This window comes from Burkholderia sp. MSMB1078WGS (assembly GCF_001528895.1).
Taxonomy (GTDB): Bacteria; Pseudomonadota; Gammaproteobacteria; order Burkholderiales; family Burkholderiaceae; genus Burkholderia.
The window spans coordinates 320,642-339,816 of record NZ_LPDI01000038.1 but is presented as its reverse complement, the minus strand read 5'-3'; the positions used below and the strand labels follow the sequence as shown (position 1 = coordinate 339,816).

The window sequence follows — 19,175 nt, the reverse complement described above, 5'->3', positions numbered from 1 at the left end:
GTAGCAAATCTTTACACCGCGGCGGCGGCGCCGGCAGCCCGGCGCGCTGACAAACGCGTTTAGCCCGCGTCGCTCAACAGCACGCCCTTCTTGAAGATGAAGCAGCCGTAGCCGCGCGTTTCGCCGGTGACGATCACCGCGTACGTCTGCTGCGCGCGCTCATAGAACGCGAAACGCTCGACGCCGGTAAGCGGCACTGAACGCCCTTCCGCGCGGTCGATCTCGGCCTGCACTTCGCGCTGCACGGGCGGCACCACGGTGGCATCGCCGACGACTTCCATCCGCCACGCGGGCGTGTCGACGAACGTATCGAGCGGCAGCACCGACAGCACCGCGCGCACGACGCGCGCCGAATCGGCGCCGTCGATCCGCAGCGCACGGCCGACCACCGTGTGCTCCGCGACGGATTCCGCGGGGAAATTCGCATCGCAGATCGCGATTTCGTCGCCGTGACCCATCGCGCGCAGCGTGTGCAGGATGTCGGCGTGCAGCAGCGGATCGAGATTCTTCAACATGTGGGCTAGTCTCCGGGTTCAGGAACGAATCGCATAACGTTACCCGATCCCGGCGGCCGCGGTGCATACATCGTTCAGGTCATGACGCCGCGGCCGGCATTTCGTCGATGAAACCCGTGACCGATGCGAGGCGGCCCGACGCGTCGACGGTGCCGAAGTCCGAGCCCTTCACGATCGCCGCGCCGTCGGGCGACACGAGCGCCCACGAGAATCGCAGGTGCTGGCCGAACGCGTCGACGTCGGTCGTGCGCCGGAAGCGGTATGCGGGGAAACGTTGCTGCACGGCGGCGATCATCGTGTCGATGCCCGCATGGCCGTCGCCGGCCATCAGCGGATCGCGATAGGCCGCGTCGCTCGCGTACGTCGCATCGATCAGCGCGCGGCGGCGCACGACGTCGGGTTCGTTCCAGGCGTCGAAGTAGCGGTCGATCAGATCGGCGTGAACGGACGATGCGGATTGAGCGGTGTTCATGGCGAGGCTCCTTGTGTCGGTGAAGGACGATGTCGCGGACGTTTCGTGTCCGCGTGCCGCTATCGTCGCTCGGCCGGCGGGGGCGGTCGATTACGCGGGAGGTAAGGAAATCGCGCCGGCCACGCGCCGCATGCCCGCGCGCAACCGCCACGTGCATCGCAACGAAAACGGGCGCCCGAAGGCGCCCGCATCGTCTTGCCGCCGCCCCCGCTGCGCGTCAGGTCACCGGCGCCGGATTGAACAGCGTCAGCGCATTCGCGAGCTTCCATTGCTCGGCCCACGTGCGGCGCTTGCCGCTGGCGACGTCGAGCATCAGCCGGAACAGTGCCCAGCCCGTGTCCTCGATCGTCGCCGCGCCGGTCGCGATCTGCCCCGCGTCGAGATCCATCAGGTCGTGCCAGCGGCGCGCGAGATCGCTGCGCGTCGCGACCTTGATCACCGGCACCTGCGCGAGGCCGTACGGCGTGCCGCGGCCGGTCGTGAAAATGTGCAGGTTCATCCCCGCCGCGAGCTGCAGCGTGCCGCAGATGAAATCGCTCGCCGGCGTCGCCGCATACAGCAGCCCCTTTTGCCGCGCGCGATCGCCGGGGCGCACGACGCCGGCGATCGGCGCGCTGCCCGACTTCACGATCGACCCCATCGCCTTCTCGACGATGTTCGACAGGCCGCCCTTCTTGTTGCCCGGCGTCGTGTTCGCGCTGCGGTCGACGCGGCCGCGCTGCAGGTAACGGTCGTACCAGTCCATCTCGCGGATGATCTCGCGCGCGACGTCCTCGTTCGCCGCGCGCGACGTGAGCTGCGCGACGCCGTCGCGCACTTCGGTCACCTCCGAGAACATGATCGTCGCGCCCGCGCGCACGAGCAGGTCGGCCGCGAAGCCGACCGCCGGATTCGCGGTGAGCCCGGAGAACGCGTCGCTGCCGCCGCACTGCACGCCGACGACGAGATCCGACGCCGGGCAGGTTTCGCGACGGCGGCGGTTCAGCCGCTCGAGATGCGATTCGGCCATCTTCATGATCGAGTCGATCATCGAGTTGAAGCCGACGTGCGCGGCGTCCTGCAGGCACACCACGCCGCCGTTGTCCGTCGCGCCGTCGGCCGCCACCGGAATCGCGCCCGGCGGCAGCAGGCGCTCGGGCTGCAGCTTCTCGCAGCCGAGGCTCACGGTCATCACTTCGCCGCCGAAGTTCGGATTCAGGCTGATGTTGCGCAGCGTGCGGATCGGGATGTCGGCGTCGGGCGCGTCGATCGCGACGCCGCAGCCGTACGTGTGTTCGAGCCCGACCACGTCGTCGACGTTCGGGTAGCGCGGCAGCAGTTCGTCCTTGATCCGCTTCACCGCATGCTCGACGACGCCCGACACGCACTGCACGGTCGTCGTGATCGCGAGGATGTTGCGCGTGCCGACCGAACCGTCGGCATTGCGAAAGCCCTCGAACGTATAGCCTTCGAGCGGCTCGAGCGGCGGCGCGGCACGCGTGGCGAGCGGCAGGTCGTCGAGGCCCGGCGGCTCGGGCATGCGCATCGTGCGCTCGTTGACCCAGCTGCCGCGCCGCAGGTCGGTCAGCGCATAGCCAATCACCACGTTGTAGCGAACGACCGGGTCGCCGGCCGCGAGGTCGACGAGCGCGACCTTGTGCCCCTGCGGCACGCCTTCGCACAGCGTCAGCCCGTCGGCGAACGTCGCGCCTGCGGGCAGACCGCCGTCGTTGACGACGATCGCGACGTTGTCGTCCGGATGCACGCGGATGTAGAGAGGGGAAGCAGTCATGGAATTCCTGGTGCTATCTGCGATATCGTTAGTCATCATACGACATTCAACCTCAATCGACGATGCTGCGTAAACCCTTATCCGGAAAGACCCTACCCTTGACTGGCCAGCAAATCGCTTGCGCCGCTCATTCGTGCGTTGTACGATGACATACAACGACATCGCCAATATGGCTCGGATGCCGTACCGACGAACCCCGCACTCGCGCTAGACGGACGACCCAACCATGACTTCACCGCAAGAACTCAAACAGATCATCTCCCACGGCCTGCTGTCGTTTCCGCTGACGGATTTCGACGCCGACGGCAGCTTCCGCCCGTCCACCTATGCCGAGCGCCTGGAATGGCTGGCGCCGTATGGCGCGAGCGCACTGTTCGCGGCCGGCGGCACCGGCGAATTCTTCTCGCTCACGCAGCGCGAGTATTCGGACGTGATCCGCGTCGCGACGGAAACCTGCAAGGGCAAGGTGCCGATCCTCGCCGGCGCGGGCGGCGCGACGCGCGTGGCGATCGAATATGCGCAGGAAGCCGAGCGCCTCGGCGCGAGCGGCGTGCTGCTGATGCCGCACTACCTGACCGAAGCGAGCCAGGAAGGGATCGCCGAGCACGTCGAGCAGGTCTGCCGCGCGCTGAAGATCGGCGTCGTGGTGTACAACCGCGCGAATTCGAAGCTGAATGCCGACATGCTCGAGCGCCTCGCCGACCGTTGCCCGAACCTGATCGGCTTCAAGGACGGCGTCGGCGAAATCGAAAGCATGGTCACGATCCGCCGCCGCCTCGGCGATCGTTTCGCGTACCTCGGCGGCCTGCCGACGGCCGAAGTCTATGCGGCCGCGTACAAGGCGCTCGGCGTGCCGGTGTACTCGTCGGCGGTGTTCAACTTCATCCCGAAGACGGCGATGGAATTCTACGAAGCGATCGCGAAGGACGACCACGCGACGGTCGGCCGCCTGATCGACGCGTTCTTCCTGCCGTACCTGAAGATCCGCAATCGCCGTGCAGGCTACGCGGTCAGCATCGTGAAGGCGGGCGCGAAGCTCGTCGGCCACGATGCGGGCCCGGTGCGCGCGCCGCTCGTCGACCTGACCGACGCCGAAGCGGCCGAGCTCGACGTGCTGATCAAGAAGATGGGCCCGCAGTAAGCGGGATTCGCCGGCGGCGCGGGGCCTTCATCGGCACGGCGCGCCGGCTCCCGCACTCGTCCGTATCCGTATCACGCGATGGCCGCGCGGCTCGACGAGCCGACGCGGCCACTTCATTACATCTGTGCGATCGCGCCGATGATCCGCTGCCGCACGCTCGCGAGCGTACGCTGCGTCTCGTCGATCCCTTTGCGCGCCGCAAGCGGCCGGCCGCGCGCCGGCGACTCGGCGCTCATGATCTGTTCCAGCACGTCGCGGTCGACGACCGCATCGAAGAACCGCCCGACGGTGAACATCGCGTACTGCTTCGCGGTGGCGAGATGCGTATTGGCCTGCGTGAGCGCGTCGGCGCGCTGCGCACCGTTCGGCCCATCGATACTGCGACGATGCTTCAGCGCGAACACCACCGCCTGCATGTCGTACTTGAAGCGCTCGACGGCTCTGCCGAAGATCAACGAATGCGGATCGGAGCCCGCGACGGGCCGCCCCTGGTTGATCGTCACGTCGAATTCGCTGCCGCCCAGCTCGCGCTGCAGCGCGAACAGCGCGTCGGCCAGCACGCGCCCTTCGCTGTATTCGCCGATCTGGGTGCGAACCGATTTCGCGACGTCGCCGATCGCTTTCCACAATCCGGCCGCGAACAGGTGGTCGCCACGCTTGCTGATATTCATCGGGATGGTTCCTTGTTGGTCTTGTGATCTCTCAGGCTCGCCTGCGAACCGGATGGCCCGCGGCTTCGCTACTGTAAGAGAAACGCGGGCAACAGGAAAGCCGACATCTCACCCCCCGTCTGCGCATCACCAAGAGCACCATTTGATGTCGTTATTGAAACCAGCGGCAGCAAGCTATGGACGCGCGACCGGCGCCTGCTGGCTGCAGCGGAGCGCCTGGAACTCGTCGCCCGCCCCGCTCACTGACCGGGCAAAACCGGCACGAAAGCCCGCATTGAATAAAAAAGGCGGCGGGGCCCGTGGGCCCCGCCGCCGTGTTTCGACGTGCCGGAACGCGTCCCTTCCGGGACGCTGCGCTCAGCGGTTACGCCACGTCACTCCGCCTTGCCGTCGCGCAGCCGCGGAATCGCCAGCGGATTGCTTTCCTGCAGCCCTTCGGGCAAGAGGTCGTCCGGGAAGTCCTGATAGCACACCGGCCGCAGGAATCGCTCGATCGCGGTCGCCCCGACCGACGTGACGGACGGGTTCGACGTGGCGGGGAACGGGCCGCCGTGCACCATCGCATCGCACACTTCGACGCCGGTCGGGTAGCCGTTGACGAGCAGGCGCCCGGCCTTGCGTTCGAGGATCGGCAGCAGCCGGCGCGCGAGCGGCTTGTCGTCGGCATCGATCTGCAGCGTGGCCGTCAACTGACCTTCGAGCGCATCGAGCACGCGCGCGACTTCGTCGAGATCGCGGCAGCGCACGATCAGCGACGCCGGCCCGAACACCTCGTGACTGAACGCCGGCTCGGCCAGGAACGCCTGCGCGCCGACTTCGTACAGCGCGCCGCCCGCCTGGCAGTCGGTCTGCGCAGCCTCGCCCGCGCCGATTTCGCGCACGCCGGGCAGCTCGGCGAGCTTGCCGCGACCGTTGCGGTACGCATCGGCGATGCCGCGCGTGAGCATCACGCCGGCCGGCTTCTTCGCGAGCGCCTGCGCGGCGACCGTCTCGAAGCGGTCGAGATCGGGACCGTCGATCGCGAGCACGAGGCCCGGATTGGTACAGAACTGGCCGACGCCGAGCGTCAGCGAATCGACGAAGCCCGTCGCGATCGCGTCGCCGCGCGCGGCCAGCGCGGCCGGGAACAGCACGACGGGGTTGATGCTGCTCATTTCCGCATAGACGGGAATCGGCTGCGGGCGCGCGTTCGCGAGCTGCACGAGCGCCATCCCGCCCTGCCGGGAACCGGTGAAACCGACGGCCTGGATCGCCGGGTGGCTGACCAGCGCCGCGCCGGTCACGCGGCCGGGGCCGACCAGCAGCGAGAACACGCCGGCCGGCATGCCGGTTTTCGCGACCGCGGCGCGGATCGCACGGCCGACCAGCTCGGACGTGCCGAGGTGCGCTTCATGCGCCTTCACGATCACCGGGCAGCCGGCCGCGAGTGCCGACGCGGTATCGCCGCCGGCCACCGAGAACGCGAGCGGGAAATTGCTCGCGCCGAACACGGCGACGGGCCCGAGCGCGATTTTCTGCAGCCGCAGGTCCGAACGCGGCAGCGGCGTGCGGGCCGGCTGCGCGGGATCGATCGACGCGGCAAGGAAGCGCCCGTCGCGCACGACGCGCGCGAACAGCCGAAGCTGGCCGACGGTGCGGCCGCGCTCGCCCTGCAGCCGCGCGACCGGCAGGCCCGTTTCGGCATGCGCGCGCTCGATCAGCGCATCGCCGAGCGCGACGATTTCATCGGCGATCGCGTCGAGAAACGCCGCACGGGCCGCGAGCGGCTGCGTGCGGTACGCGTCGAACGCGTCGCGTGCGAGTTCGCACGCGCGGTCGACGTCGGCCTGCGTCGCGACGCCGAACGCCGGAACGTCGATCGGCGCACCCTTCGTCGGGTCGAACGCGTGCAAGGTTCCGGCCGAGCCGACCACCGCTTCGGCGCCGATCAGCATCTCTCCTGTCAGTTGCATGGGGTGTGCTCCGTGGTTCGGGAATGGATTGCTCATTGTAGCTCAACAGATACGATGTCTGCCGACGGCATCGCGCCGCCCGCGAAGGCGCCGACGATACACCCGCCAGCCTCGCGCGGCCAGCGAATCCCGTTCTTCCCATATTGTGACGACGATTTCCGAGGGAAAACCCGAGGTTTCTGGATTCGTCTATCGTCAATAAACTTTCACTCATGTCATACGACGACGTACATTTAAAGTGAGCAATCAGACCTCCCCTCGCGATCTCCCGCTCGACCTCGCGCGCACCGCGCGTCGAACCGCCGTGCGCTACCGGATCCTGGCGATGCTGTTCGTCGTCACGACGCTCAACTACGCGGACCGCGCGACGCTGTCGATCACGGGCACGCCGATCCGCAAGGCATTCGGCATCGATCCGGTGACGATGGGCTACATCTTCTCGGCATTCAGCTGGGCGTACGTGCTCGCGCAACTGCCGAGCGGCTGGCTGCTCGACCGCTTCGGCGCGCGGCGCGTGTATGCGGCGAGCATCTTCTTGTGGTCGGCGTTCACGCTGCTGCAGAGCACGATCGGCCTCGGCGGCAGCGCCGCGTTCGCGGTCGCCGCGCTGTTCGCGATGCGCTTCGCGGTCGGCATCGCGGAAGCGCCCGCGTTTCCGGCGAACGCGAAGGTCGTCGCGAGCTGGTTCCCGACCGCCGAGCGCGGCACGGCATCGGCGATCTTCAACGCCGCGCAGTATTTCGCGGCCGTCGTGTTCTCGCCGCTGATGGCGTGGCTCACGCATGCATACGGCTGGCACCACGTGTATCTGTGGCTCGGTCTCGCCGGCATCGCGCTTGCCTGCCTGTGGCTGCGCGTGATGAAGGATCCGGTCGACCATCCGGGCGTGAATCGCGCGGAGCTCGAGCATATCGAACAGGGCGGCGGCCTGGTGCGGTCGACGGGCCGGCCGACCGGCGCACGCGGCAGCGGCGGCGCCTCCGAAGGCAGCCGCGTGGCGGGTTGGTACTACGTGCGCCAGCTACTGTCGAACCGGATGCTGCTCGGCGTCTATCTCGGCCAGTACTGCGTGAACGTGCTGACGTACTTCTTCCTCACGTGGTTCCCGATCTACCTCGTGCAGGCGCGCGGGATGTCCCTGCTGAAGGCCGGCTTCATGACGTCGCTGCCGGCGATCTGCGGGTTCCTCGGCGGCGTGCTCGGCGGGATGCTGTCGGACGCGCTGATCCGCCGCGGCGTGTCGCTGACGCTCGCACGCAAGATTCCGATCGTCGGCGGGATGGCGCTGTCGATGGCGATCATCGGCTGCAACTACGTCGACAGCGAAGCGCTGGTCATCACGCTGATGGCCGTGTCGTTCTTCGGCAAGGGGATCGGCTCGCTCGGCTGGGCCGTCGTCGCGGATACCGCGCCGAAAGAGGCGATCGGCCTGTCGGGCAGCCTGTTCAACATGTTCGGCAATACGGCGGGCATCGTCGCGCCGATCGCGATCGGCTACCTCGTCGGCGCGAGCGGCTCGTTCAACGGCGCGCTCGTGTTCGTCGGGTTGAACGCGCTCGTCACCGTGTTCAGCTATCTCGTGATCGTGAAGGACATCAAGCGCGTCGAACTGCGTCATCGCGACGCATGAAGTTCGACCTTAGAGAAACGGCGGCCGCGTAGCAGCGGCCGCCGTTTTTTGCATCGAATCGACGTCAGGCCGACGCGTGCACGACGCGCAGCATGTCGTGCACGCCGGACGTCATCAGCGCGAGGAACGCAAGCAGGCCGACGTAGCAGAGTGCGTAGGTCGTCTTCGTCTCGATCGACGTCGCGTAGTACACCCGATTCTCCGGCGCGTCGGGATCGTAGCGCCACGCGCGCTTCAGTTGCGGCAGCGCGAGGATCGCCATCACGATCAGCAGCGGGCTCGGCCGATACACGAACAGCGCGATCAGCACCGGCACGCCCGCGAACCAGATGCGCGGCGACAGCACCGCGGTGATCCGCCCGCCGTCGAACGGCGACAGCGGAATCATGTTGAAGAGATTCAGGAAGAAACCCGTGTACGACAGCGCGAGCAGCAGGTTGCTGTCGTAGTGGCGCGCGGCCGCATAGCAGGCCAGTGCGCCGAGCGTGCCGACGAACGGCCCGGCGAGCCCGACGTATGCCTCCGTTTCCGCGTCGTGCGGCATTTCCTTCAACTGGATCCATGCGCCGACGAACGGGATGAAGGTCGGCAGCCCGACGTCGAGCCCGCGCCGCTGCGCGGCGAGGTAATGGCCGGCTTCGTGCACCAGCAGCAATGCGACGAAACCGGCCGCGAAACGCCAGCCGTAGAACAGCGCATAGACCGCGATCGACGCGAGCATCGTGCCGGCCGATACGAGCACCTTGCCGAGCTTCAGGCCGCCGAAGATCAGCAGCAACAGCTTGGTCATTCCTTGCGCTCCGTGGCGGATGCGTCGGATGCGTCGGCGACGACCGGCACCGCGGCCGCCTTCGGCTTGCGCCCGAAGAAGCGCTTGAGCGCCGCTCCGCCGGCCAGCAGCGCGACCGCGCCGATCTTGAAGAACTTCGCCGCGAACGCGCCGATCAGCGCGAGCAGCCCGAGCTTTTTCGCGCCGACGCCGACGATCAGCGCCGCGAGCCCGTACTCGGCGACGTGGTCCGTCGACTTGTTGAAATCGGCATAGCGCTTGCCGTCGTTGAAGCTGATGTTCGCCAGCAGCGCGTCGGCCGATGCCTTGTACTTGGGCAGATCGGCGAGCGTCGACGCCATCGTCAGCGACAGGTAGCCGTCGCGGCCGAGCACGAGCGTCCGATAGTTCACGCCGTCGTTCCCGGCATTCGGCGCCGCGCCCTTGTCGCGGATGATCGCCGACCACACGAGCCGGTGCGTGGCCGCGTCGTATGCGGGCGCCTTCGCCCAGCCGACCACCTCGGTTTCGGGCAGGCCGCGCTCCTTGCGCGCCGGGTTGTTCGCCTCGGTGCCGGCCTGCAGGCTTTTCAGCAGTTCGTCGGGCTTCCAGTCCTTCGCGTCGTCGTCGCGGATGTAGCCGCTCGGCTCGAACGACACGACAGAGATCCAGTCGGCGTCGGGATCGTCGGGCAGCACGAGGCCGACCAGCTTCGATTCGTCGATCGCGTTGCCCATCGAACGCAGGTAGCGGCCGGCTTCGGCGGCCGGCACGAACGATTCGCCGGCCTTCAGCTTCAGTACGGCTTCGTGTTTCACGTCGATGTCGGTCGGCCCCTTCACGACCGCTTCGTTGGCGGCCGCGGCGGCGGCCCTCATTTCCACCTGCGCAGCTTCGGTCTGCGCGTGGCCGCTGGTCGCGGCGAGTGCGAGCGTCGCCACGCAGGCGAGCCGGACGGCGAGTTTTTTCATTGTTGGATTCCCCTGGAATGCCTTGTTGTCGATGTGCGCGGCGGCCGGCCCATGCGTTGTCGTCGCGGGTCCGGCGCCGCCTCTCAGGTGGCACGGGGGCTATGGTAACGCAGCGGCTGCGCGCGCCGGGGTGGGCGTGGCGCGGCGCTTACCTCGCAGGTAATGCCAAAGCGGCGCGGGATTGCCTATCATCTGCGCCATGAACCCGACCGCCGCCCTCCATTCGCCCTCCCCGTCCGCCGGCCGCGCGTCCGGCATCGGTCCGCTGCTGCGCACGTGGCGGCAACGCCGGCGCCTGAGCCAGATGGCGCTCGCGCTCGACGCGGAGGTTTCCGCGCGCCACCTGAGCTTCGTCGAATCGGGCCGCGCGCAGCCGAGCCGCGAGATGGTGCTGCATCTGGCCGAACGCCTCGACGTGCCGCTGCGCGAACGCAATGCGCTGCTCGTCGCGGCCGGCTTTGCGCCGCTGTTTCGCGAACGGCCGTTTTCGGACCCGGAACTGGATGCGGCGCGTCATGCGGTCGAGGCCGTGCTGCGCGGGCACGAGCCGTACCCGGCGCTTGCGGTGGACCGCCACTGGACGCTGCTCGCGGCGAACCGGATGCTCGGCGCGCTGGTCGCGCAGGCCGATCCGGCGCTGCTGCAGCCGCCCGTCAACGTGCTGCGGTTGAGCCTGCATCCGGACGGTCTCGCGTCGCAGATCGTCAACTGGCACGAATGGCGCGCGCACATCCTGCATCGGTTGCAGCGACAGATCGATGCGAGCGGCGATCGCACGCTGCATACGCTGCGCGACGAACTCGCCGCGTATCCGGCGCCGGCCGGCCAGCCCGACGACGCGCCCGCGCGCACCGATTTCGCGGATATCGCCGTGCCGCTGCGGTTGCGCACGGCGAGCGGCGAGCTGACGTTCTTCAGTACGACGACGGTGTTCGGCACGCCGGTCGACGTGACGCTGTCGGAACTGGCGATCGAGGCGTTCTTTCCGGCGAATCCGGAAACGGTGGATGCGATGCGGGCGCTGGCGGACGCGTTGCCGGCGGCGTAGCGCCGGCCGGCGCGCCGGCATCGCGCCCGATCAGCGGCGCTCGAGCGCCAGCTTCACGCCCAGCGCCAGCAAGACGACGCCGCTGACGCGATGCATGCGCGTCAGGATGCGCGGGTTGCGGCGGATCGACGCCGACAGCAGGCCGGCGAACAACGCGACCGGCCCCTTGACGAGAAACGTCAGCCCGGCGAACGTCGCGCCGAGCACGAACAGCGACAGCATCGGATGCGGGGCGCCCGCCGGAACGAATTGCGGCAGGAATGCCAGATAGAAAAGCGCGACTTTCGGGTTCGACACGTTGGACAGCGCGCCTTGCGCGAACGTCCGGAGCCGCGATGCCGGCGCATTGCCGTTGCCCGCGAGCGTCAATTCGCCCGACGAACGCAGCAGCGTGATGCCGAGGTACAACAGGTACAGCGCGCCGATCGCCTTCAGCGCGGTGAACAGCCATTCGGATGCCTGAAGCAGCGCACCCAGCCCGAGCGTCGCGAGCATCGTATGGACGAGCAGCCCGACGCTGACGCCCGCGGCGGTCACGAGGCCCGCGCGCGTGCCGCCGGACAGCGTGCGCGACATCACGAGCACCATGTCCTGGCCCGGCGTCAGAATGATCAGAAGGGAAGTGGCCATGAACGGCAACCAGGCGACGTGCAGCATCGGGAAGCTCCTGAAAGTGGCGCCGCGGCGGGCGGGGATCGCGCGCCCGGGGCCGGACAGTCGTCAGATTATCGGCAACTTCCGTTGGAGATTGGATGCAAACTCGGCTACTTTCCGCTATGTATTTGGAGTTATTCTCCAATACTCGTATTGCGGGTAGCCAAAAATGCCAATCAAACTGGATGCGATCGATCGACGCATTTTGCGTGCATTGCAGCAGAATTCGAACCAGACGAACGCCGACATCGCGCAGCAGGCCGGACTGTCGCCCACGCCGTGCCTGCGCCGCGTTCACCTGCTCGAGGAACAGGGCGTAATCGACGCCTATGTCGCGTTGCTGAACCCGGCGGCCGTCGAGCTGCGCTTCACGGCATTCGTGCGCGTCACGCTGGAGCGCCAGGACAAGACGACGGTCGAACGCTTCGCGCGCGAGATGGAACGGGCGCCGGAAGTGCTCGAATGCCATCTGATGGCCGGCAGCTACGACTATCTGCTGCGCGTGATCGCGAAGGATCTCGACGACTATCAGCGCTTTCAGATGGAAACGCTCACGCAGATCGAGGGCGTACGCAACGTCGAAACCGAGATTCCGCTGAAGCGCATCAAGCAGACGGTACGGCTGCCGATCTAGGTGTCGAGAAACGTCACGGCCTCCCCGGCCGGCTGCCCGTTCAACTCGCCGTCACGCACGACGACCTGCCCGCGCACGACCGTATGCACGGGCCAGCCCGCGACCGCGCATCCGTCGTACGGCGTCCAGCCGCTCACGCTCGCGATCCATTCGTCGCGGATGACCCGCCGCGCGCGCAAGTCGACGATGCTGAAATCGGCGTCGTAGCCGGCCGCAATGCGCCCCTTTCCTTCGATGCCAAAGATGCGCGCCGGCCCGGCGCTGGTCAGGTCGACCAGCCGTTCCAGGCTCAGGCGGCCGGCATTCACGTGATCGAGCATCAGCGGCAGCAGCGTCTGCACGCCGGTCATCCCGCTCGGCGAGCGCGGATACGGGCGGCGCTTTTCGTCGCGCGTATGCGGCGCGTGATCGCTGCCGATGACGTCGACCACGCCGTCGCGGACGGCCTGCCACAGCGCGTCCCGATGATGCCGTTCGCGCACCGGAGGATTCATCTGCGCGAACGTGCCGAGCCGCTCGTAGCAATCCGGCGCATGCAGGCTCAGGTGATGCGGCGTGACTTCGACCGTCACGCGCCGCCGGTGCCGCGCGAGAAACGCCATTTCATCCGCCGTGGACACGTGCAGCACATGCAGCCGGCGCCCCGCTTGCGCGGCCAGTCCGACGATGCGCCGCGTCGCGGCCAGCGCGCTTTGCGCGTCGCGCCAGCGCGGATGGTCGCGCACGTCGCCGCTGGCCTCGGCGATCGCCTTGCGTTCGCGTAGCCGCGCCTCGTCCTCCGCATGCACGGCCATGCGTCGTTGCCCGTTGCGCAGGATCCGGCGCAACACGGTTTCGTCGTCGGCCAGCAGATCGCCGAACGAACTGCCCATGAAGACCTTCACCCCCGCGCAGCCGGGTAAACGTTCGAGCACCGGCAACCGTTCGGCATTGGCGGCCGAGCCGCCGATGTAGAACGCGTAGTCGCACCACGCACGACCGCGCGCAAGATCCCGCTTGGCGTTCAGATCCTGCTCGCTCAACGTCAGCGGATGAGTATTGGGCATCTCGAAGATCGTCGTGACGCCGCCGAGCACCGCGCCGCGCGTGCCGGCCTCGATGGTCTCCTTGTGCGTGAGCCCCGGTTCGCGGAAATGCACCTGACTGTCGACCACGCCGGGCAGCACGTGCAATCCGCGCGCATCGAGCAGCACGTCGGCGCTCCACGTACCGCGCAACACGCCCAGCGCGACGACGCGGCCATCCACGCACGCGACGTCGATCCGCTCGGCGCCGTTGGGCGTCATCACCGTGCCGCCGTACACGAGCAGATCGACGTGGCGTCGTTCCACCCGGTCGCAGCGTTCCCGTCGCACCCGCTCGCCCATGAATCAGAACTCGTTCTGGATGTGCTTGTAACCGCGCACCAGCGCATTGTTCGTCCGCGCGACGTCCTCGGAGAAATCGCTCGCGTCGGGCGTCACCTGCGGCAACGCGGCGAGGTCGGTTTCCGGCCCGATGCGTTCGGTCGAGCGCACGTAGAAGCCTGGCGGCAGGCGGCAGCCGTCGACGACCGCGTTGTAGCGCACCACGCAGCCGTCGTCGATCGTGCAATTGAACAGCACGCTGTTGAATCCGACGAACACGCCGTCGCCGACCGTGCACGGCCCGTGGACGATCGCGCGATGCGCGATCGACGTGTGCCGGCCGATCGTCACGCTCGCGCCTGATTTCGAATGGATCACGACGCCGTCCTGGATGTTCGAATGCGCACCGATCACGATCGGCGCGATCTGGCCGTCCGCATCCGTTTCGTCGGCGCGGATCACCGCGTACGGGCCGATGAACACGTTCTCCTCGACGATCACACGCCCGCACAGGATGGCGGTCGGGTCGACGAACGCGTTCGGATGAATCTGCGGCAGGTCGCCGCGCGGGTTCTTCCTGATCATGAGGATTCCTGTATGGAAAGGACCTGGCCGCGCTTGAGCCGCTCGAACAGGCCCGGATCGCGCCACTGCGCGACGATGGCGGGCGCGAAGACGATCGCGTCGAGGTCGATGCGGCCCATGCGCGGGTTGAATGCATCGCCGCGGAAGCACTGTGCGTAGCCGGTCTCGGTTTCGTGAACAATCACCGAATACAGTCGCACGTCGGCTTCGCCGTTCGACATCGGCGTGCCCGACAACGCGGCATCGACGAGCCGGAACAGCACGCGCGAGAATTGCTCGGCGCTCGGCGACACCGGCAGCCGCACCCAGCGCTCCGAATGCCGGCTCATGCTTTCGACGTAGTGCGGATCGTCGTCCGACCACAGCGTCACCGCATGGTCGAACGCGTCGATCAGGTCGCGCACGTCGCCCTTGAGCAGCCCGAAGTCGTAGATCATCTGCCCGTGATCCAGCGCATGCGCCTCGAGCAGCAACTCGACGCGGTACGAGTGGCCATGGATCGAATGCGAGCAACGCCGCGTGCTGCAGCCGCGTACGACGTGTGCGTTCTCGAACCGGAACAGCTTGCGGATCAGCATGCGTCGCCTCCTTCGCGTACCGGTGCGGCCCACGCCACTGCATCGTGCGGATGCAGGCTTTCGAGATGGCGCACGTGCACGCGCGGGCTCGCATGGCGATCTTCCAGCGCGGCCTGCACGCGGCGCGCGGCATCCTCGACGAACATCAGGTTCTCGCCGTTCAGCACCGCGAACGCCTGCTCGTCCGCACGCTTGACGGCCGTCTGCACCGGCGTGCCCAGCGCATGCTCGACGCGATCGATGAGGTCGATCAGCCCCAGTGTCGCGCCATCGGCCGGTAGCGCCACGCCGACGACGGCTTCGCTGCGCTGGCTGTGCGGCGTGGCGGCCGTCGCATGCCGTTTCAGCCACGCGGCGACCGCCGCCGGCTCCACGCGATCGTCGCGGCCGAATGCCGTCAGAAACGCCTGTTCGACCCAGTGCCGCGACAGCGCCGCCGAGCACGGGCACGTCGACGAATAGACGATCGTCGCCTGCGCACGCAGCGCGAACGCATCCCCGGCCAGCGTCGCGTCGATCTGCACCGGATAAGCCTTCCAGCCGGCCAGCCCGTCGGTCACGAGCGCGGCGCGACGGGCCAGCAGGTCGAAGCGCAGCCGCACGCGCGCGCTGCGCGTGTCGCAGTCGCGGTGGCTGTCGATCATCGCGCGCAGCATGCGCTGCAAGCCTGCCGGCGACAGCGCTTCGCCATCGGCCAGCCGGTCGAGCAGCCCGTACAGCCGCGACATGTGGATGCCTTTCACCCGCGGCGCAGGCAGATCGACCTGGACGTCGGCACGCGCATGCGCGTCGCGCCGGCAGCCGGGCTCCGCCACGACGACGGGCAGATCGATGCCCTGCATGCCGACCCATTCGAGCGGGCCAAGGCCCGGCGCGGCATCGATCAGGGAAATATCGGGAAGCGCTGCATTCATGTCTGGAATCCGGTGGAGCGCCTTCTCCATCCGGATCGATGCAGGCAGCGCGCGTTCAGGTCAGGGCCAGTCGCGAAACGGGTTGTCCCACGTGGTCCAGTGTTCGGGGCCGGTCGCCATCTCGGCATCGGTCAGCAGGCACGCGTCGAAACGCGCGCGCAGCGCCGGCTCGTCCATGTCCATGCCGATCAGCACGAGCTCCTGCCGTGCGTCGCCGACGTGCTCGTCCCAGCGTGCGCGGATCTGCGCGACGGCTTCCGGATCCTGCGGCCAGCGCTCGGGCGGCACGGCCGCCCACCAGTGGCCGGCCGGCCCGTGCCGCGCAACCGCGCCCGCCTGCGACCACGAACCGGCGACGGTCGGATGCGTGGCCAGCCAGAAGAACCCCTTCGAGCGGACGACGCCCGGCCATTCGCTTTCGACGAGATCGAGGAAGCGCTGCGGATGGAACGGCCGCCGCGCGCGATAGACGAAGCTGCGAATGCCGTATTCGTCGGTCTCCGGCGTGTGCGTGCCGCGCAGCTCCTGCAGCCAGCCCGGCGCGCGCGACGCCGCGTCGAAGTCGAACAGGCCCGTGTCGAGCACACGCTCGAGCGGCACCTTGCCGAATTCGGCGATCTCGATCCGCGCACGCGGGTTCAGCCCGCGCAGCAGCGCGACCAGCCGCTCGCGCGCGCTGCCGTCGATCAGGTCGATCTTGTTGATCACGAGCACGTCGCAGAACTCGATCTGGTCGATCAGCAGATCGACGACCGTGCGTGCGTCCTCGTCGCCCATCGATTCGCCGCGCGATTGCAGGCTGTCGCGCGACGCGTAGTCGCGCAGGAAATTGAACGCGTCGACCACCGTCACCATCGTGTCGAGCCGCGCGACTTCGCCGAGACTGCGGCCGTCCTCGCCTTCGAACGTGAACGTCTCGGCCACCGGCAGCGGCTCCGAGATGCCGGTCGATTCGATCACGAGCTGATCGAAGCGCCCTTCGCGCGCAAGCCGGTCGACTTCGATCAGCAGATCCTCGCGCAGCGTGCAGCAGATGCAGCCGTTGCTCATCTCGACCAGCTTCTCGTCGGTGCGCGACAGCCCCGCGCCGCCGTCGCGCACGAGCGCCGCATCGATGTTGACCTCCGACATGTCGTTGACGATGACCGCGACGCGCCGGCCCTCGCGATTGTTGAGGATGTGGTTGAGCAGCGTCGTCTTGCCGGCGCCGAGAAAGCCGGACAGGACGGTCACGGGAAGCCGCGTGGACGGGTGAAGGGCGGGGCTCATCGGCGATTCCGGAACAGGGCGTTGAGAATGAAATGATATATTGTATCGCTACGATATAACATATCATTCCAGACGTCCAGCAGGTCGGCTCATCGATGTGGCAACGGCGAAGGCAGCAGCACGCGGCGCCTTGCCGGTGCCGCCGCGCTGCGTATCACGTATAGAGCGACGCCGGCGGCAATTCCGCGGTGAGCGCGAACCGGCCCACGTCGCGCAGCCGGTAGTCGAGCGGATCGTGCAGCGTATGGGTGCGCGCATTCCGCCAGAAGCGGTCGAGGCCGAGCGATGCGGCCGTCGCGCGCGCGCCGCACGCATCGAACAGCGCCTCGCCGTTGTCGAGCGCCGCGCGCTGCGCGACGATCTTCGCTTCCGATACCGCGAGCGCGACTTCGGCGCGTTCGTCGGCCGTCAGCGCATCCTGCCGCGCCCACGCGTGCTGCAACATGCCGGCCGCGCGATCGGCCAGCGCCGCCGCGGCGATCGCGCGCACGCGCATGTCGCCGAAGCGCTGGAGCGTGTACGGATCGTCTTCGGCCCGCTCGACGCCCGAGTGAATCCACGGGCGGCCATGCCGTCGCACGTAATCGCGCGCCTCGGCCAGCGCGCCTTCCGCCAGGCCGACGAACAGGTTCGTCAGCACGAGCTGCGACACGAGCGTGCGCAGCGTCGCGCGCGGCGTCGGCGGAGTCTCGGAACGATGCAGCACCTCGTCCGCCGCGAGCGCCACGCCGTCGAAGCGCACGCTGCCGCTGTCGGTCTGGCGCTGGCCGATCGGGTCCCAATCCTCGTTGACGGTGATCCCCACCCGATCGGTCGGCACCACGCCGAACACGGTCCGGCCGGTGGCGGGATCGTGCGCGGACACCGTCATCCGCTGCGAGCCGCGCGTGCCGGAACAGAAGCCCTTCACGCCGTCGAGCCGGTAGCCGCCGTCGGCCGTCGCCGTGGCCACGAGCCGCGTGTCGAGCGGATTGACCGCGTTGCCCCACCACCAGCGCTCGTCGACCGTGCCGCGCAGGTAGCGCTCGCGCTGCGCGGCGCTGCCCCACACGTCGACGCTCACCACTTGCAGGCACTGGAACCCGACGAGATGCGCGAGCGCGCTGTCGACCCGCGCGACCTGCCGGATGACGTCGTAGATCGCGGGCCACGCCGCTTCCTGACCGCCGAATGCGCGCGGCACCGCAAGCGTCAGCAGGCCCGCATCGGCGAGCCACTGCTTCTCCTGCGCCGCATGACCGCCCGCGCGGTCGCGCTCCGCGGCGCTCGCGCGCAGTGCGTCGATCGCGCGCGCCAGCGCAGCGCGGTCGACGGCCGGCGTATCGGTATCCGGCTCGAGGGTCGCCGGGCGGCGTGGATCGTTCATGCGACGGCTTCCTGTTCAGCGGTTTCGCCCGACAGCGGTACGAGTGCGCCAAGCCGGCGGCCGGTCAGCCGCGACAGGATCTCGCGCCGCCAGTCGTCGTAGATCGCACGATATTCCGCGATATCCGCGCCGAACACCAGCGCCGTGTGCGCGTACTCGTCGTGCAGGTAGCCGTCGAGCCGCGCCTGGGTTTCCTCGTCGGCCGCGATCACACGATCGATCAGCGCGTCGCGCTCGGCGGCCGGCAGCGCCTGCAGCGTGTCGAACCACCATTGGACGATCTGCACGCGATGCCACTCCTCGTCCGGGCGAATCCGGTTCTCGCCGTGCTCGCGCATCGCACTGTCGCCGATGCGGCCGGTCTTGCGCTGAATCCACAGCTTCGCGAGGATGTGCAGCTCGTAATGCCATTCGAACGCGAGAAACCCCGCGACGTCGCGCACCGCGATGTCGCCGATGCGTGCCCAGTGCGCGGCGACGAGCCGGTCGACTTCCGGCAGCGGGTCGCGCCCGGTGAGTGCGGTCACGCGCTCGCGGCCGATCACCGCATGCGCGCCGTCGTCGCCGAGCTGGCGCGACAGGATCAGCTGGAAATGCGGATCGTCGCGGAACAGCGTGTCGATCGCCTTCGCGACGACCTGTACGATGAACAGGTCGTGCGACGCCATCTTCGTGTAGTAGTCGGCGACGGCGGCCAGCTCATCGTCGTTGCGCGGCTCGCGCGGCGGCGTCGCCAATTTGTCGGGGAAGTCCGGACGATGGCGTCGCGCCACGTCGAGAAACAGCGCTTCCTCGAATTGTCCGTTCCATTCGCGCGGCGCGCCGAGGGGCAAGGTCATCGTTTTTCTCTCTCAGGATCGTGAAGGAAGCAAGCGGACGCTCGTGGCGT

General features: G+C 68.1%; 19 protein-coding genes. 4 read left to right on the top strand and 15 right to left on the bottom strand.

Annotation, left to right across the window (positions count from 1 at the left end):
* Positions 1 to 59 precede the first annotated feature (59 nt).
* The 3 genes from WT24_RS10170 to garD form a co-directional block, all read right to left on the bottom strand.
* Positions 60 to 515 (bottom strand): RbsD/FucU family protein, encoded by a 456-nt coding sequence (locus WT24_RS10170; RefSeq protein ID WP_060033206.1) that lies wholly within the window; start codon positions 513 to 515, stop codon positions 60 to 62.
* A gap of 79 nt (positions 516 to 594) precedes the next feature.
* Positions 595 to 987 (bottom strand): nuclear transport factor 2 family protein, encoded by a 393-nt coding sequence (locus tag WT24_RS10165; RefSeq protein WP_059499365.1) that lies wholly within the window; start codon positions 985 to 987, stop codon positions 595 to 597.
* Positions 988 to 1,204: 217 nt separating this feature from the next.
* The gene (gene garD, locus WT24_RS10160) at positions 1,205 to 2,758 is read right to left on the bottom strand and encodes a galactarate dehydratase (protein WP_034206086.1); all 1,554 of its coding nucleotides are present in this window, start codon (positions 2,756 to 2,758) and stop codon (positions 1,205 to 1,207) included.
* Between the two features lie 226 nt (positions 2,759 to 2,984).
* Here garD and kdgD point away from each other — a divergent pair, with 226 nt between their 5' ends.
* The gene (kdgD, locus tag WT24_RS10155; protein ID WP_059499367.1) at positions 2,985 to 3,899 is read left to right on the top strand and encodes a 5-dehydro-4-deoxyglucarate dehydratase; all 915 of its coding nucleotides are present in this window, start codon (positions 2,985 to 2,987) and stop codon (positions 3,897 to 3,899) included.
* A 116-nt stretch (positions 3,900 to 4,015) separates the two neighbouring features.
* Here the strand turns inward: kdgD and WT24_RS10150 are convergent, their stop codons facing one another.
* Together WT24_RS10150 and WT24_RS10145 are read right to left on the bottom strand one after the other, a co-directional pair.
* Positions 4,016 to 4,570 carry a hypothetical protein gene (locus WT24_RS10150; RefSeq protein ID WP_059792997.1) on the bottom strand — a complete coding sequence of 185 codons (555 nt, stop codon included), beginning with the start codon at positions 4,568 to 4,570 and terminating at the stop codon, positions 4,016 to 4,018.
* A 374-nt stretch (positions 4,571 to 4,944) separates the two neighbouring features.
* Entirely contained in the window at positions 4,945 to 6,522 is a 1,578-nt protein-coding gene (locus tag WT24_RS10145) for an aldehyde dehydrogenase (NADP(+)) (protein ID WP_060033203.1), read from the bottom strand.
* Positions 6,523 to 6,760: 238 nt separating this feature from the next.
* Between WT24_RS10145 and WT24_RS10140 the strand changes: the two genes are divergently transcribed.
* Complete coding sequence (locus tag WT24_RS10140; RefSeq protein WP_060033199.1) at positions 6,761 to 8,152, top strand: MFS transporter; 1,392 nt, start codon at positions 6,761 to 6,763, stop codon at positions 8,150 to 8,152.
* 64 nt (positions 8,153 to 8,216) lie between these two features.
* Here WT24_RS10140 and WT24_RS10135 read toward each other — a convergent pair whose 3' ends face one another.
* Positions 8,217 to 8,942, bottom strand: a complete 726-nt coding sequence (locus WT24_RS10135) for a site-2 protease family protein (RefSeq protein ID WP_060033196.1) — start codon at positions 8,940 to 8,942, stop codon at positions 8,217 to 8,219.
* Positions 8,939 to 9,892 (bottom strand): DUF2167 domain-containing protein, encoded by a 954-nt coding sequence (locus tag WT24_RS10130; protein WP_060033193.1) that lies wholly within the window; start codon positions 9,890 to 9,892, stop codon positions 8,939 to 8,941. Before WT24_RS10130 ends, WT24_RS10135 begins: the two co-directional genes overlap by 4 nt.
* A 199-nt stretch (positions 9,893 to 10,091) precedes the next feature.
* On the opposite strand from WT24_RS10130, the gene WT24_RS10125 reads away from it, so the two are divergent.
* A complete protein-coding gene (locus WT24_RS10125; protein WP_059499373.1) occupies positions 10,092 to 10,940 on the top strand; it encodes a helix-turn-helix domain-containing protein in 849 nt (282 codons plus the stop codon).
* A 30-nt stretch (positions 10,941 to 10,970) separates the two neighbouring features.
* Here the strand turns inward: WT24_RS10125 and WT24_RS10120 are convergent, their stop codons facing one another.
* On the bottom strand, positions 10,971 to 11,597 hold the full coding sequence (locus tag WT24_RS10120) for a LysE family translocator (protein WP_060033190.1): 627 nt from the start codon (positions 11,595 to 11,597) through the stop codon (positions 10,971 to 10,973).
* 166 nt (positions 11,598 to 11,763) lie between these two features.
* Between WT24_RS10120 and WT24_RS10115 the strand changes: the two genes are divergently transcribed.
* Positions 11,764 to 12,228: an Lrp/AsnC family transcriptional regulator gene (locus tag WT24_RS10115; RefSeq protein ID WP_059780030.1), complete on the top strand. Its 465-nt coding sequence runs from the start codon at positions 11,764 to 11,766 to the stop codon at positions 12,226 to 12,228.
* Here the strand turns inward: WT24_RS10115 and WT24_RS10110 are convergent.
* From WT24_RS10110 to WT24_RS10080, 7 genes are all read right to left on the bottom strand, one after another.
* Positions 12,225 to 13,595: a dihydroorotase gene (locus tag WT24_RS10110; RefSeq protein ID WP_060033187.1), complete on the bottom strand. Its 1,371-nt coding sequence runs from the start codon at positions 13,593 to 13,595 to the stop codon at positions 12,225 to 12,227. The two genes, WT24_RS10115 and WT24_RS10110, sit on opposite strands and share 4 nt — an antisense overlap.
* Before the next feature lie 3 nt (positions 13,596 to 13,598).
* Positions 13,599 to 14,159 carry a carbonate dehydratase gene (locus WT24_RS10105; RefSeq protein ID WP_034206075.1) on the bottom strand — a complete coding sequence of 187 codons (561 nt, stop codon included), beginning with the start codon at positions 14,157 to 14,159 and terminating at the stop codon, positions 13,599 to 13,601.
* Complete coding sequence (locus WT24_RS10100) at positions 14,156 to 14,737, bottom strand: 6-carboxytetrahydropterin synthase (protein WP_060033184.1); 582 nt, start codon at positions 14,735 to 14,737, stop codon at positions 14,156 to 14,158. Before WT24_RS10100 ends, WT24_RS10105 begins: the two co-directional genes overlap by 4 nt.
* Positions 14,731 to 15,651, bottom strand: coding sequence for a GTP cyclohydrolase FolE2 (gene folE2, locus WT24_RS10095; RefSeq protein WP_179949332.1), 921 nt, complete (start codon positions 15,649 to 15,651; stop codon positions 14,731 to 14,733). Before folE2 ends, WT24_RS10100 begins: the two co-directional genes overlap by 7 nt.
* A 60-nt stretch (positions 15,652 to 15,711) precedes the next feature.
* A complete protein-coding gene (gene zigA / locus WT24_RS10090; RefSeq protein ID WP_059499378.1) occupies positions 15,712 to 16,920 on the bottom strand; it encodes a zinc metallochaperone GTPase ZigA in 1,209 nt (402 codons plus the stop codon).
* 154 nt (positions 16,921 to 17,074) lie between these two features.
* The gene (locus WT24_RS10085) at positions 17,075 to 18,286 is read right to left on the bottom strand and encodes an acyl-CoA dehydrogenase family protein (RefSeq protein ID WP_060033178.1); all 1,212 of its coding nucleotides are present in this window, start codon (positions 18,284 to 18,286) and stop codon (positions 17,075 to 17,077) included.
* The gene (locus WT24_RS10080; RefSeq protein ID WP_060033175.1) at positions 18,283 to 19,125 is read right to left on the bottom strand and encodes a hypothetical protein; all 843 of its coding nucleotides are present in this window, start codon (positions 19,123 to 19,125) and stop codon (positions 18,283 to 18,285) included. Before WT24_RS10080 ends, WT24_RS10085 begins: the two co-directional genes overlap by 4 nt.
* Positions 19,126 to 19,175 lie beyond the last annotated feature (50 nt).

Bases quoted from the DNA above. Each gene is read 5' to 3' on its own strand.
- WT24_RS10170 (WP_060033206.1), bottom strand. From the start codon at position 515: ATGTTGAAGAATCTCGATCCGCTGCTGCACGCCGACATCCTGCACACG.
- WT24_RS10165 (WP_059499365.1), bottom strand. From the start codon at position 987: ATGAACACCGCTCAATCCGCATCGTCCGTTCACGCCGATCTGATCGAC.
- garD (WP_034206086.1), bottom strand. From the start codon at position 2,758: ATGACTGCTTCCCCTCTCTACATCCGCGTGCATCCGGACGACAACGTC.
- kdgD (WP_059499367.1), top strand. From the start codon at position 2,985: ATGACTTCACCGCAAGAACTCAAACAGATCATCTCCCACGGCCTGCTG.
- WT24_RS10150 (WP_059792997.1), bottom strand. From the start codon at position 4,570: ATGAATATCAGCAAGCGTGGCGACCACCTGTTCGCGGCCGGATTGTGG.
- WT24_RS10145 (WP_060033203.1), bottom strand. From the start codon at position 6,522: ATGCAACTGACAGGAGAGATGCTGATCGGCGCCGAAGCGGTGGTCGGC.
- WT24_RS10135 (WP_060033196.1), bottom strand. From the start codon at position 8,942: ATGACCAAGCTGTTGCTGCTGATCTTCGGCGGCCTGAAGCTCGGCAAG.
- WT24_RS10130 (WP_060033193.1), bottom strand. From the start codon at position 9,892: ATGAAAAAACTCGCCGTCCGGCTCGCCTGCGTGGCGACGCTCGCACTC.
- WT24_RS10125 (WP_059499373.1), top strand. From the start codon at position 10,092: ATGAACCCGACCGCCGCCCTCCATTCGCCCTCCCCGTCCGCCGGCCGC.
- WT24_RS10120 (WP_060033190.1), bottom strand. From the start codon at position 11,597: ATGCTGCACGTCGCCTGGTTGCCGTTCATGGCCACTTCCCTTCTGATC.
- WT24_RS10115 (WP_059780030.1), top strand. From the start codon at position 11,764: ATGCCAATCAAACTGGATGCGATCGATCGACGCATTTTGCGTGCATTG.
- WT24_RS10110 (WP_060033187.1), bottom strand. From the start codon at position 13,595: ATGGGCGAGCGGGTGCGACGGGAACGCTGCGACCGGGTGGAACGACGC.
- WT24_RS10105 (WP_034206075.1), bottom strand. From the start codon at position 14,159: ATGATCAGGAAGAACCCGCGCGGCGACCTGCCGCAGATTCATCCGAAC.
- WT24_RS10100 (WP_060033184.1), bottom strand. From the start codon at position 14,737: ATGCTGATCCGCAAGCTGTTCCGGTTCGAGAACGCACACGTCGTACGC.
- folE2 (WP_179949332.1), bottom strand. From the start codon at position 15,651: ATGAATGCAGCGCTTCCCGATATTTCCCTGATCGATGCCGCGCCGGGC.
- zigA (WP_059499378.1), bottom strand. From the start codon at position 16,920: ATGAGCCCCGCCCTTCACCCGTCCACGCGGCTTCCCGTGACCGTCCTG.
- WT24_RS10085 (WP_060033178.1), bottom strand. From the start codon at position 18,286: ATGAACGATCCACGCCGCCCGGCGACCCTCGAGCCGGATACCGATACG.
- WT24_RS10080 (WP_060033175.1), bottom strand. From the start codon at position 19,125: ATGACCTTGCCCCTCGGCGCGCCGCGCGAATGGAACGGACAATTCGAG.